A 12,976-nucleotide genomic window follows, 5' to 3' on the forward strand; every position below is an offset into this window, starting at 1 on the left:
GAGACACCCCTGCCGACGCCGCCGGGGGCGGGTCTATGGTGAGCGCGTGAGCACCGGTACGGCCACCGCGCCCCGCCCCGACATCCCGTGGAACCCGCCACCCTCGTCGCCCGAGCGGCGCGCCCAGGGTCGCGCGATGCGGGCGCGGGTACCGCGGCGCGATCTCGCCCGCCTCACCGTGGAGGGCCGTGACCCGCTCGGCATCCTGGCCGCGCAGAATGCGACGCGGATCCCCGAACTCGTACCGCTCCGCATCGAGCGGATGTCGGCGAACCCCTTCGCCTTCTACCGCGGCGCCGCGGCCGTCATGGCCGCCGACCTCGCACGCGACCCGTCCACGCCGTTCCACGTCGCCTCCTGCGGCGACGCGCACGTGGCGAACTTCGGCTTCTACGCCTCACCGCAGCGCACGCTCGTCTTCGACCTCAACGACTTCGACGAAGCGGCCTGGGCCCCGTGGGAATGGGACGTGAAGCGGCTCCTCACCAGCGTCGTCCTGGCCGGCGCGGAGACGAACCGCGACCCCTCCATCGTCCGGGATGCCGTCGAGGCGACCGTCCGCTCCTATGTCCGGGCGATCCGCACCCTCACCCGGCGCGACCCGATCGAGCGCTACTTCGAGCACTTCGGCCCCCGGGACGTCCTCGACTCGCTCGATCGCGCGTCACGGGCGGTACTCAGCCGCGCCATGTCGGACGCCGAACGTCGCACCGGCGCCCGCGCCGTCCGACGGCTCACCACCGACGTCGGTGCGGGTCGTCTCGCGTTCACCCCTCACCCCCCGCTGATGACCCCCGTCGACGCGGAACTCGCCGCCCGCGTCCTCGCCGTCGACGGCGCGTACCGGACCTCGGCGAACGTCGACGTGCGTCTCACCCTCGAGCAGTACAGCATCACCGACGTCGCCCGACGCGTGGTCGGGGTGGGCAGCGTCGGAACGCGGTGCTATCTCCTGCTGCTGCAGGACGGCGACGCGCACGCCTTCGTCCTCCAGGGCAAGCAGGCCGGCGCCAGTGTGCTGCAGCAGTTCGGTGGCATCCGTCAGCCGGAATCCCTGGTCGCACTCATCGCGTCCGACGGCGAAGGAGCCCGGGTCGTGTCGCTGCAACGCGTGCTGCAAGGTGTGTCCGACCCGTTCCTCGGGCACGTCCGCGGCGCCGACGCCGATTACTACGTCCGCCAGTTCCACGACATGAAGGGGGGTATCGAGATGGTGGAGTTGACCGACAAGCCGTTCCGTCGGTACGCGCAGGCGTGTGCCGTCACCCTCGCGCGCGCGCACGCGCAGTCCCCCGATGCCGCCGCCGTGGCGGGCTACGTCGGGTCCGGTGGCGCCCTGACCGACGCCCTGGCATCCTGGGCCTTCGCGTACGCCGACCTGTCGCGCGCCGACCACGCCGCGTTCGTCGCCGCGCACGCCTGACGCCACTGCAGTACTGCGACGCACCGCCCCGCGGAGTTCGTCCGCGACACGCCGGCCCGGACACGGCCCACCCGGCGCGTCCGTCACCATCTCCGCACGACGGCCCGGGTCGATGGATGCCAACGGCCCGGCCACGTGCCAGACTCAGGCCGACACGGCTTCCCGGGACGCGACCACCTCGTCGCCGCACGAGAACCGCGCGCGGTACGCGGTGGGCGTGAGACCCATCGTGCGGGCGAAGTTCTGCCGCAGCACCGCCGCGGACCCGAAGCCGCACTCGGACGCGATCCGGTCGAGCCCGAGATCGGTCTCTTCGAGGAGCCGCTGGGCGTGCAGCATCCGCTGCCGCGCCAGCCAGGCGGCCGGCGTCGCACCGAAGTCGGCTTTGAACCTGCGCGCGAACGTCCGCGGCGACATGTGCGCGCGGGCCGCGAGTCGCTCGACCGGCAGGTCGGCGTGCAGGTTCTGCAGCATCCACTCGGTGACGGGCGCGAGCGACAGCGACGCGTCGACGGGGATCGGGGCCGCGATGAACTGCGCCTGGCCGCCGTCCCGCTGCGGAGCGACGACCATCCGTCGGGCGATGCGGTTGGCCAGTTCGGCGCCCAGTTCCTGCCGGAGAAGGTGCAGGCACGCGTCGAGCCCGGCGGCGGTGCCCGCGCTCGTGACGATGTTGCCCGACTGGACGTACAGCACGTCGGGGTCGACCTCGATCGCGGGGTACATCCGCGCCATCGTGTCGGCGTACCGCCAGTGGGTGGTCGCGCGACGCCCGTCGAGCACCCCCGCGGCGGCGAGCACGAAGGACCCGCTGCACACGCTCAGCAGCCAGGCGCCCCGCGCGTGCGCTCGGCGGACGAGGTCGAGCACGCGTTCGTCGACGGCCTCCCACTGCGCGCGGGGGATCGGGGCGAGCACGAGGATGTCGACGTCGTCCGCGACATCGAGACCGTGCTCGACGTTGATCGAGAACCCGATGTTGGACGGGACGACGCCCGGGTCGGGACTCACGATGCGGAAGTCGAAGTTCGGGATGCCGTCGTCGCTGCGGTCGAGCCCGAACGCCTCGCACGCGAGGCCGAACTCGAACGGGGCGAAGCCGGGTTGGACGACGACGGCGACGGAACGCATGGATCCTCCGGGTGGCAGGAATACTTCGAACGTCGTCCATCATGCCACTCGTGGGCATGATTCGTACAGACGTAGTTTCTCTGCCATGGCTTACTTCATCGCCCTCGGCATCCTCGCCCTCATCGGGACCGGCTCCACCCTGTGGCTGGTCCGCACCGACGGACACCGTCGCGTGCCCACCGACCCACGTCGCCTGCCCGGCGGCACCGAGCTGCGCGCAGCGCGAGAAGACACCGCGGCGGCAACCGCACCGGAAGACGTCGAGGCTCCGCGGCGCGCCGCCCCCGGCCGCATCCGGCGCGGTCAGCGCGGCGCGACCGCGCGGGCGTAGACCCCGACCATCGCCGCCGTGCGCGACGACTGCCGGAACCGCTCCCCGATCGACGGATCCACCGCGACCGGGGAACCCGCGGCGATGTCCGCGGACGCGCGGCGCAGAGTCTCGGCGAGCGCCGGGACCGTGGCATCCGCGACGCTCCAGACGCCTCCGCCGAGCTCCGCGGCGATGTCGGGGTCGCTGACGACGGCGGGCGTTCCGAGCGACGCGGCCTCGAACACCGTCATGCCCTGCGTCTCGAAGCCGATCGACGTCTGCACGACCGCGTCCGCCTCGGCGAGGCGGGCGAGCGTCCGGGCGTACGGCATCCGTCCCGAGAAGCGGATGGATGCCACCTGCCGCGAGCGCTCCACGAGGCGACGGGCCGCGCGCAGCTGCGCTCCGCCGCCGATCACCTCGACCTCGGCGTCGATCCCGGACGCCGCCACCGCCTCGAGGAAGGGCAGCAGGCGCTTCTCGGGACTCATCCGACCGATCCAGACGAACCGCGGGCGGCCGGGGCGGCGCTCGACGGGTCCGCCCGCGAGCGCGGCATCCAGGATGTCGTCGTCGATGCCGTTCCAGACCACGTCGACGCCCGCGGTCTCCACGGAGCCGGAGGCCCCCGGCACCGCGCCGTGCGCCTCGAGTCGCCGCGCGAAGTGCGCCGACGGGGCCGTCACCGCGGCCGAGAGCCCGGCAAGCCGACGCAGGTAGGCCCAGCCGTCCGGCGCCTGCCGCGCCTCACGGACGCGCAGCGCCGGGCGCAGCGCGCGCCGCGCCCACACGTTGAGCACCCGCAGCACCAGCGCGGGGAACGGCGCCGTCGCCTCGATGCCGACGTCGACACGGTTGTGCATGGTGTGCACCACCGGCAGCCCGTGGCGTGCGGCGTAGCGGTGGCCGATGAACGCGCCCCAGAAATCCGCCTGCACGTGCACGACGTCGACCGGCGCGCGGCGCGCCATCGCGGCATCCACGAAACGGTCGGTGCGGATGCCGGGCCACGACAACGCGTACTCCCGGTCGGGGGTGACCGGGATCGACGGGAGGTCGACGTACGCCGGATCGGTGGGAGCCGGGCGGTGCATCCGAGGGGCGACGACCGTGACGGTGTGCCCGGCGCGCTCCAGGAACCGGCGCTGCAACCGCATCGACACCTGCGCACCGCCCAGCGACTCCACGTGCTGGTCGGCGAACATCACCACGTGCACGCGGTCACTCCGGGATCGGCCGACCGCGGTAGAGCGCCTCGAACGTGTCGAGCGTGCGACCGATGTCGTGGACCCGCACGCCGTCGAGCGACGCCTGCTGCATGCGACGGCGCTCATCGGGCTCGGCGGTGAGCACGTCGGTCAGCCGCGCGGTGAGCTCCGCGACGTTGCCCGGTTCGAAGAGGTACCCGTTCTCGCCGTCGTGCACGAGGTGCGGGAGCGCGACGGCGTCCGCGGCCACGACGGGAAGACCGGATGCCATGGCCTCCATGGTGGCGATCGACTGCAGCTCCGCGATCGAGGCGATCGCGAAGACACTGGCGCGCGTGTACAGGGCACGCAGGTCTTCCTCCGACGCGTGCCCGTGGAAGGTCACACGATCGGCGACACCCAGCTGGGCGGCGAGCTGCTCGAGGTTGCGGCGCTGGTCGCCGCCTCCGACGATGTCGAACGTCGCATCGAGAGCGGGGTCGAGCTGTGCGAGCGCGCGCAGGACGACGTCGATGCCCTTCTCGGTCGTGAGGCGACCGACGAACAGGATGCGGTTCGCCTCGCGCGGCTCGAGATCGGCGGTGTAGTTCGAGCGGTCGATGCCGCACGAGATGGGGATGACGCCCCGGATGTCGATGGTCTCCTCGAGGAAGTCCGCCGCCCGCCGGGTGGGGGTCGTCACGGCGCGCGTGAGGGCGAACGTGCGCTTCGCGTCGGCCCAGGCGAGCTTGACGAAGATGCGATCGAGGAAGTCGGGCAGGGTCGTGAAGTCGAGGATGTTCTCGGCCATGACGTGATTCGTGGCGATGAGCGGGATGCCCCGCTTCCGCGCCTCGCGAGCGAGACCGCGACCGATGACGATGTGCGACTGGATGTGCACGACGTCGGGCTTCACCTGATCGAGCACCCGCCGAGCGTAATGCTTCGACCGCCACGGCAGGACGAACGTCAGCCAGTCGTGCGGAAGGAAACGGTACGAGGGGAGGCGATGCATCGTCATCGGCTCCCCCTCGATCACCTCGGTGAACGTGCCGGAGTTGCCGTGTCCGACGCTCGGGGCGGCGACGTGAACGTCGTGTCCGCGCGCCACGAGACCGGCCGCGAGCCGCTCGGCGAAGCGGGCGGCGCCGTTGACGTGCGGCAGGAAGGTATCGGCGCCGATCAGGACCTTCAAGGGGCGGTCGGCCGAGGACGAAGGGGCGGGCGTCGCAGGAGTGGTCACGGGTGGTGAGGCCTATCTGTGCGGCGGAACGGGTCGCACTGTGCGGTGCATGCGCGCTCCAACTCTACCCGAGGCCGTTTTCCGCCCCCTGGATGCCGAGCGACCCCGCAGCCGCGACGGCGGGGGACACGTGGATGTCGGACCGGGGCGGATTCCGGTGTTCGGGGCGGGATTCTCGCTCCCCGAACGGCGGAACCCGCCCCGAACCCGACTGTCCGCGACCCGGCCGCGGGCGGACTCGGTGGTGTCAGGTGCGCGTCGCGGTCGGATCCAACTCGGGAGTGGCCGCATCGTCGCCCGCCGCGGCCTCGAACTGCGACTGGTACAGGCGCCAGTAAGCGCCGTGCGCCGAGATCAGTTCGTCGTGCGAGCCCTGCTCAACGATGTCGCCGTGCTCCATCACGAGGATGAGGTCGGCGTCGCGGATCGTCGACAGGCGGTGCGCGATGACGAAGGAGGTGCGGCCCTCGCGGAGCGCCGCCATGGCCTGCTGCAGCAGCAGTTCGGTACGCGTGTCGACCGACGACGTGGCTTCGTCGAGGATCAGCACCGACGGCCGTGCGACGAACGCGCGGGCGATCGTGATGAGCTGCTTCTCGCCGGCGGAGACGTTCGCGGCATCCTCGTCGAGGACCGTGTCGTACCCCTCGGGCAGGGAGTGCACGAACTGGTCGACGCGCGTCGCGACGGCGGCCTCCACGATCTCTTCGTCGGTGGCCGACTCGCGACCGTACCGGATGTTGTCGCGGATCGTGCCGGCGAACAACCACGGGTCCTGCAGCACCATGCCGGTGCGCGACCGCACGTCGTCGCGACGGAGGTCGGCGATGTCCTGCCCGTCGAGGAGGATCCGCCCGCCGTCGAGCTCGTAGAACCGCATGATGAGGTTGACGAGGGTGGTCTTCCCCGCCCCGGTCGGACCGACGATCGCGACGGTCTGACCGGGCTCGACCCGGAACGACAGGTCACGGATGAGCGGCCGCTCCGGCGTGTACGAGAAGCGGACCGACTCGAACTCGATGACGCCGCGGCCCTCGACGTGGGCCGGGGCGTCATCGGCATCCGGGTCTTGCTCGTCGGCGTCGAGGAGCGCGAACACGCGCTCCGCGGAGGCGGTGCCCGACTGCACGACGGCGGCCATTCCACCGAGTTGCGACAGAGGCTGAGTGAACTGCTGCGAGTACTGGATGAACGCCTGCACGTCACCGAGACGGATCTGTCCGCCGGCGACCATCAGGCCGCCCAGCACCGCGATGCCGACGTAGGTGAGGTTCCCGACGAACATCATGCCGGGCATGATCATGCCGGACAGGAACTGGGCCCGGAAGCTCGCCTCGAACAGCTCGTCGTTCTCGACCTCGAACTTCTCGCGCGCGTCCTTCTCGCGGCCGTACACCTTCACGAGCGCGTGGCCCGAGAAGGACTCCTCGATGCGGGCGTTGAGGCGACCGACCTTCTTCCACTGCTCGCCGAAGGCCTTCTGCGACTTGGGGCCGATCACCCCGAAGATCACCGCCATGAGCGGCAGGGAGACGAGGGCGACGAGCGCCAGCTGCCACGAGATGCTGAACATCATGATGAGCACGCCGAGCACCGTCAGCACCGAGGTGAGTGCGCTGGAGAGCGACTGCTGCATCGTCTGCGTGATGTTGTCGATGTCGTTGGTCACGCGCGAGATCAGCTCGCCGCGCTGGACCCTGTCGAAGTAGGACAGCGGCAGGCGGTTGATCTTCGCCTCGACGTCTTCGCGCAGGCGCCACATCGTGCGAACCATGATCACGTTGATGACGTAGCCCTGGATCCACGACAGCAGCGACGAGCCGACGTAGATCGCGAGCACCGTGACGATGACGATGCGCAGCGCGTCGAAATCGACCCCGGCGCCGACCTGGAAGTTGTCCATCGCCGAGACGATGTTGGCGACGTCGCCTTGACCGGCAGACCGGAGGGCCTCGACGACGACGTCTTTCGGGGTGCCCTCGGGGAACCCCTGCGCCAGGGATTTCGAGACGACGCCCTCGAAGATGATGTTCGTGGCGTTGCCGAGGACCCGCGGCGCGAGCACCGCGAGCACCACGCCGACGGCCCCGAGGAACGAGACGAAGGCGAACGCCCAGGCGTAAGGGCGCAGCAGACCGATGAGTCGGCGGAAGCTCGGGCCGAAGGCGGCGGCCTTGCCCGGAGCGACACTGTTCCAGTCGCCGGAGTTCTGCCGCGCCTGCTCGGCGAGCTCGAGTTCCGCGCGGTCTTCTTCGGTGAGGGCGTCGGGCGTGCTCATGCTTCCACCCCCAGCTGCGACTCGACGATCTCGCGATACGTGGCGCTGGAATGCAGGAGGTCGTCGTGGGTGCCGAGTCCGACCATGCGGCCGTCTTCCAGCACCACGATGCGGTCGGCTCCGGTGATCGTCGAGACGCGCTGCGCCACGACGATCTTCGTGACCTCCGGTAACTCTTCCCACAGGGCTCTGCGCAATCGCGCGTCGGTGGTCAGGTCGAGGGCCGAGAACGAGTCGTCGAAGACCAGGACGCGCGGCCGGTGCACGATCGCGCGGGCGATGGCCAGGCGCTGGCGCTGCCCGCCGGACACGTTCGTGCCGCCCTGCGCGATGCGGGCCTCGAGGCCGCCCTCCATCTCTCGCACGAAGTCGCGGCCCTGCGCGATCTCGAGCGCACGCCACAGCTCGTCGTCGGTGGCCTCTTCGCGCCCGAACCGCAGGTTCGAGGCGACGGTGCCGCTGAAGAGGAACGGACGCTGGGGCACGAGCCCGATCCCGCGCCACAGCTCATCGAGATCGGCCTGTCGCACGTCGACGCCGCCGACGCGCACGGCGCCGTCGGTCACGTCGAACAGGCGCGGGATGAGCGAGACCAGCGTCGTCTTGCCGGATCCCGTCGATCCGACGATCGCGACGGTTTCCCCCGGAGCCGCGGTGAAGCTGATGCCCGAGACGACGGGGGCCTCGGCGCCGGGGTAGGCGAACGCGACGTCGTCGAAGACGACCTCGCCCGGCGCGGGGAACGCGGCGACCGGGTTCTCGGGACGGACGAGGGTGGAGGTGCTGTCGAGCACCTCGCCGATGCGTTCGGCCGAGACGGCGGCCCGCGGGATCATCACCGTCATGAAGCTCGCCATGAGGACGCCGCCGAGGATCTGCGCGACGTACTGGATGAAGGCGAAGAGCGTACCGATCTCGACCCCGCCGGCGTCGACCTGGATGCCGCCGAACCAGATGACTCCGACCACGGTGACGTTCAGGACGAGCATCGCGAGCGGGAACAGCAGGACGAAGAGGGACCCCACCTTGCGCCCGACCACGAGGATGTCGGTGTTCGCGCCGCGGAACCGCTCTTCTTCGATGCGCTCCCGCACGAACGCCCGCACGACGCGGACGCCGGTCAGCTGCTCGCGCATGATGCGGTTCACGGCGTCGAGCTTGGCCTGGTAGCTGCGGAAGAGCGGCACCATCCGGGCGATGATCAGCGCGACCAGGACCAGCAGGACGGGCACCGCGACGCCGATCAGCCAGCTCAGCCCCACGTCTTGCTGCAGCGCCATGATGATGCCGCCGATGGCCAGGAGCGGGGCGCTGACGAGCATCGTGGCGCCCATCATCGCGAGCATCTGGACCTGCTGCACGTCGTTGGTGTTGCGCGTGATCAGCGAACCGGCGCCGAACTGCGAGAGTTCCCGTTCCGAGAAGCCGCTCACCCGCTCGAACACATCGCGTCGGATGTCGCGCCCGGCGGCCATCGCCGCGCGCGCGGCGAAGTACGTGGCGATGACGGATGCCGTGATCTGGCCGAGCGAGATGACCAGCATGATCGCGCCGCGCGACCAGATGTAGCCGGTGTCGCCGCGGGCGACGCCGAGGTTGATGATGTCGGCGTTCAGGCGCGGCAGGTACAGCGTCGCGACGGCGGACGCAGCCTGGAACGCCAGGATGGCGACGAGGAGCCAGCGGTACTTCGAGAGGTACCGAATGAGGAGCTTTCCGAGCACGACGTTCTCCGGATGTCAGATCGTGGCGGCGCGACCACCGCGGAACAAGAGTCGCATGAACCTCCGACATCGCGGGAGTGCTTCCGCCGACGGCGTACCACGGCCCCGGCATCCCGGCATCCGGGCTCGTAGGCTGGGGCCATGCCCCGACTCCAGGCCGACGCTTCCGCCGCTCTCTGGGTGCCCGTCACCGGTTCGCTCGGGCTGCGCGGCAGGCGCCACCGCAAGGCGGCGATCCGGATGCTCCTGACCCAGGCCAATCGCGCGGTCGGCGCGACCGAACGCCCCGGCAGCGGACTCTTCGCCTGGGTGGCGAGCCAGGCCGCGCCTCTGCTCATGCGCCGCGCCGGGGGCCGCGTACTGGTGTGGGTGTGGAAGAGCGACCCCGACCTGCTCGTCGTGATGGCGCAGTTGCAGGAGGCGACCTCGCAGCTGCGTGCCGCCCGCGCGATGATGCCGATGGAGTACGACGACACCGAGTCGTTCCGCAATCCACACCTGGGGGTCGGCGAGAAGCTGGCCATGCCGCTTCCCGCCGACGCGCGCACGCCTCCCTTCGCGACCTACACGTGGGACACCGGGGCGCACTTCGTCACCGTCACCGCGGTGTGCGCCGATCGCGAGCGGTTCGGCACCGTGATCGGCGCGGTCGACGACGTGGCCCGCTCCCTCCGCGTGGTCGACGACCTGCGCGTGGGCGAGTCGGCCACGGTGCTCCGGCTCGGCCCGGCCTGACGGGAGCGGATGCCACGGCGGGGCCCTCAGCCGCGCGGATGGTCGGCGTCGGACGCCTGAGCCCGCTTCCGTTCGTGGGCCTGCGCGACCCGCTCGCTCGCCCACGACGAGATCGTCGCGACGATGAGCCCGACGAGCACCACACCTCCGGCCATGAGCACGACGGCCGCGAGGCGACCCGTGACCGTGACCGGCGCGTAGTCGCCGTATCCCACCGTCGTCACGGTGCACACGGCCCACCAGATCGCATCGCCGAAGGTCAGGATGTTCGCCCCCGGGGTATGCCTCTCGGCCTGCAGCACCACCAGGGCGACCTGCCAGATGAGCAGCGACACGCTGCCGAGACCGTAGATGATCAGTTGTGCGCGCACCGAACTGCCGGCCGTGCGGGTGAAGCTCGTCAGCCGGGTCAGGGCACCCAGCAGCCGCACCGGCCGGAGGATCGGCACGAACACCACGGCGAGATCGAGCAGATGGGCCCGGAACCACACACCCCGCGGCCGCGCCCACAGCAGGCGCACAAGGTAGTCGCCGGCGAAGACGACCTGCACCGCGAACATGAAGGCCCACGTGACGCCCTGCCATGTCCCCCGGACGTCGCCGATGACCTGCGCGGTGTAGACGATCACCCACACCAGGGCGAGGCCCGTGAGCGGCCAGTAGGTCCAGCTCTCCCATCTCCTCGTCGCGGCACTCTCGCCGCGTTGGCGCACCGGAAGGGGAACGGAGGAGAGCGTCATGCTCGCACTCTAGAACCGTCGATGCGCACCGACGAGGCGTCGCCGCGCCGCAGGGCACCGGGCGAATTCAGCGGGTGCGTCCGTCGTCGTCGCGGTCGAGGAGACCGTGCGGTCGCCACAGCACGACATCGGTCGCACGGCGTACGCGCGCGCCGTGGCGGAGCGTCACGACCGAGCCGGTCACGCCGGCCGCGAACACGCGGGCACCGGGGCGCGACTGACGCTCGGCCATCAACTGCCGCTCGAGGTCGGTGACGCGGCGCGCGAGTTCGTGCACCCGCTCCTCGAGCGCGAGGAGCCGCGCGATGGCGGGAAGGCTCATGCCCTCGCTCGACAGGCGCGCCACCTCGCGCAACTGCTGCACGTGGCGGCTGGAGTACCGCCGCGATCCGCCCTGCGTGCGGGCGGGGACGACCAGACCGAGCCGGTCGTACTGCCGCAGCGTCTGCGGGTGCATGTTCGACAGCTCCGCGGCCACGGCGATCGCGAAGATCGGCGCATCCTCATCGAGTTCCTTGTCGGACACGGCCTCTCCTCTCTCGTCGATCGCCTGCTCCTGGCATCCGATTGTGGCGGATGCCAGGAGTCCGGCGTCACTGCCGCGCCTTGGCCATCAGGTCGGCGCGGGGGTTTTCCTTCGGTTCGAGCTCGTGGAAGCGCTCCAGCGCCTCGCGGGCAGCCTCGTCGAGATGACCGGGGACGGCCACCTGGACCTCGGCGAGCAGGTCGCCGGTGCCCTTGGACGAATGGATGCCGCGTCCCTTGACCCGCAGCACGCGGCCGGACGGGGTGCCCGGGGCGACGCGCAGCCGCACGGGCTCGCCGCCGAGGGTCGGGACCTCGATCGTGGCGCCGAGGGCCGCCTCGGTGAAGGTCACGGGGACCGTCAGACGAAGGTTGAGGCCGTCGCGGGTGAAGACCGGGTGGGGCCGCACCGCGACCGTCACGACGATGTCGCCGGTCTCACCGCCGTCCGGGGACGGCCGGCCGCGACCGCGGAGTCGGATCTTCTGGCCGTCGGCGACGCCCGCGGGGATCTTCACCTTGAACGGCACGCCGTCCTCGCCCTGCAGCGTGATCGTCTCGCCCTTGGCGGCGGTGACGAAGTCCAGCGTCGTCCGGGCCGTGACGTCGGCGCCGCGCTGCGGACCGCCGAAGCCGCGGTATCCGCCCGTGGTCTGACCGAACCGGCCGGAGCCGAAGCCGCCGCCCTGCTGGTCGAACATCGAGAAGAAGTCGTCGAAACCGCCCGGAGCCGATGCTCCCCCGCGCTGCTGCCCGAACCGGCTGAAGACGTCGTCGAAACCGCCGCCTCCGCCGGTACCGGGCGCGGAGAACCGCGCCCCCGAGCCCATCGCACGGATCTGGTCGTACTCCTCGCGCTGCTCGGGGTCGTTGAGCACCGCGTAGGCCTCGCTGATCTCCTTGAACTTCGCCTCGGCCTTGGCGTCACCCGGGTTCGAGTCGGGGTGGTATTGGCGCGCGAGCTTGCGGTACGTCTTCTTCAGATCGGCAGCGCTCACGCCCTTGTCGACACCCAGGACCTTGTAGAAGTCCTTGTCGAACCAGTCCTGACTCGCCATGTGTCCTCCTACTCGACCGGCACGGCGACGACGACCTTGGCCGGGCGCAGCTCGACGGAGCCGAGGCGGTAACCGACCTCGACGACCTCGAGCACCGTGGCCTGGGTCACGCCCGGGGTGGGCGCCTGGAAGATCGCCTCGTGCTGCTGCGGGTCGAAGGGCTCGCCGGCCGTGCCGTACGAGACCACGCCCAGCCGCTCCGCAACGGCGCGCACCTTGTCGCCGATCGCGGCGAACGGAGTGCCCTCGACGAGGTCGCCGTGCTTCTCGGCGCGGTCGAGGTCGTCCATCACGGGGAGCAGGCCCTTCACGGCCTCGCCCTTCGCCCGCTCGATCTCGCGCTCGCGCTGCTCCTCGGTGCGCCGACGGTAGTTGGCGTACTCGGCCTGCAGGCGCTTGAGGTCGATCAGCAGCGAGGCCTCCTTGTCGGAGGAAGCACCCTCCGCGGCGGCCTCGGGCGTCTGCTCGGCGCCGAGGATGTCTTCGATCGTCAGGCCCTCGGCATCCGGGTTCTGGTCTCCCGACGGCGCGGGGCCGGAGGTGTTCTCCTCCGGCCCCGTCGTCTCGTCAGGACCGGCGCCCGAGCCCTGGGGCTGTTCGTCGTCCTTGTGTGCCATCA

At 70.8% G+C, this 12,976-nt stretch carries 12 protein-coding genes; 3 read left to right on the forward strand and 9 right to left on the reverse strand.

The genetic code is table 11. The features are described 5' to 3' along the window. Window positions 1-46: 46 nt before the first annotated feature. Window positions 47-1,423, forward strand: a complete 1,377-nt coding sequence (locus tag BGO45_RS11980) for a DUF2252 domain-containing protein (protein WP_292694544.1) — start codon at window positions 47-49, stop codon at window positions 1,421-1,423. Between the two features lie 144 nt (window positions 1,424-1,567). Here BGO45_RS11980 and BGO45_RS11985 read toward each other — a convergent pair whose 3' ends face one another. Beyond that, window positions 1,568-2,554 carry a GlxA family transcriptional regulator gene (locus tag BGO45_RS11985; RefSeq protein ID WP_292694546.1) on the reverse strand — a complete coding sequence of 329 codons (987 nt, stop codon included), beginning with the start codon at window positions 2,552-2,554 and terminating at the stop codon, window positions 1,568-1,570. 85 nt (window positions 2,555-2,639) lie between these two features. Here BGO45_RS11985 and BGO45_RS11990 point away from each other — a divergent pair, with 85 nt between their 5' ends. Then, the gene (locus BGO45_RS11990; protein ID WP_292694548.1) at window positions 2,640-2,885 is read left to right on the forward strand and encodes a hypothetical protein; all 246 of its coding nucleotides are present in this window, start codon (window positions 2,640-2,642) and stop codon (window positions 2,883-2,885) included. Here the strand turns inward: BGO45_RS11990 and BGO45_RS11995 are convergent. The 4 genes from BGO45_RS11995 to BGO45_RS12010 all read right to left on the reverse strand — a co-directional run bounded on the left by BGO45_RS11995 (window position 2,858) and on the right by BGO45_RS12010 (window position 9,299). Beyond that, window positions 2,858-4,084 (reverse strand): glycosyltransferase family 4 protein, encoded by a 1,227-nt coding sequence (locus BGO45_RS11995; protein ID WP_292694550.1) that lies wholly within the window; start codon window positions 4,082-4,084, stop codon window positions 2,858-2,860. The two genes, BGO45_RS11990 and BGO45_RS11995, sit on opposite strands and share 28 nt — an antisense overlap. A 4-nt stretch (window positions 4,085-4,088) precedes the next feature. Continuing rightward, window positions 4,089-5,297: a glycosyltransferase gene (locus BGO45_RS12000; protein ID WP_292694552.1), complete on the reverse strand. Its 1,209-nt coding sequence runs from the start codon at window positions 5,295-5,297 to the stop codon at window positions 4,089-4,091. A gap of 247 nt (window positions 5,298-5,544) precedes the next feature. After that, on the reverse strand, window positions 5,545-7,575 hold the full coding sequence (locus tag BGO45_RS12005; protein WP_292694553.1) for an ABC transporter ATP-binding protein: 2,031 nt from the start codon (window positions 7,573-7,575) through the stop codon (window positions 5,545-5,547). Further along, entirely contained in the window at window positions 7,572-9,299 is a 1,728-nt protein-coding gene (locus BGO45_RS12010; protein WP_292694555.1) for an ABC transporter ATP-binding protein, read from the reverse strand. The genes BGO45_RS12005 and BGO45_RS12010 overlap by 4 nt, the downstream gene beginning before the upstream one ends. 141 nt (window positions 9,300-9,440) lie before the next feature. Between BGO45_RS12010 and BGO45_RS12015 the strand changes: the two genes are divergently transcribed. Then, window positions 9,441-10,034, forward strand: coding sequence for a hypothetical protein (locus BGO45_RS12015; protein WP_292694557.1), 594 nt, complete (start codon window positions 9,441-9,443; stop codon window positions 10,032-10,034). 26 nt (window positions 10,035-10,060) lie between these two features. Here the strand turns inward: BGO45_RS12015 and BGO45_RS12020 are convergent, their stop codons facing one another. The 4 genes from BGO45_RS12020 to grpE form a co-directional block, all read right to left on the reverse strand. Beyond that, on the reverse strand, window positions 10,061-10,774 hold the full coding sequence (locus BGO45_RS12020; protein ID WP_292694559.1) for a potassium channel family protein: 714 nt from the start codon (window positions 10,772-10,774) through the stop codon (window positions 10,061-10,063). A gap of 67 nt (window positions 10,775-10,841) precedes the next feature. After that, window positions 10,842-11,300, reverse strand: coding sequence for a MerR family transcriptional regulator (locus BGO45_RS12025; protein WP_292694561.1), 459 nt, complete (start codon window positions 11,298-11,300; stop codon window positions 10,842-10,844). Window positions 11,301-11,367: 67 nt separating this feature from the next. Next, a complete protein-coding gene (locus tag BGO45_RS12030) occupies window positions 11,368-12,357 on the reverse strand; it encodes a DnaJ C-terminal domain-containing protein (RefSeq protein WP_292694562.1) in 990 nt (329 codons plus the stop codon). Window positions 12,358-12,365: 8 nt separating this feature from the next. Continuing rightward, the gene (gene grpE, locus BGO45_RS12035; RefSeq protein ID WP_292694564.1) at window positions 12,366-12,974 is read right to left on the reverse strand and encodes a nucleotide exchange factor GrpE; all 609 of its coding nucleotides are present in this window, start codon (window positions 12,972-12,974) and stop codon (window positions 12,366-12,368) included. Window positions 12,975-12,976: the final 2 nt, after the last annotated feature.

The sequence above is a fragment of the Microbacterium sp. 71-36 genome (assembly GCF_001898305.1).
Taxonomy (GTDB): Bacteria; Actinomycetota; Actinomycetes; order Actinomycetales; family Microbacteriaceae; genus Microbacterium.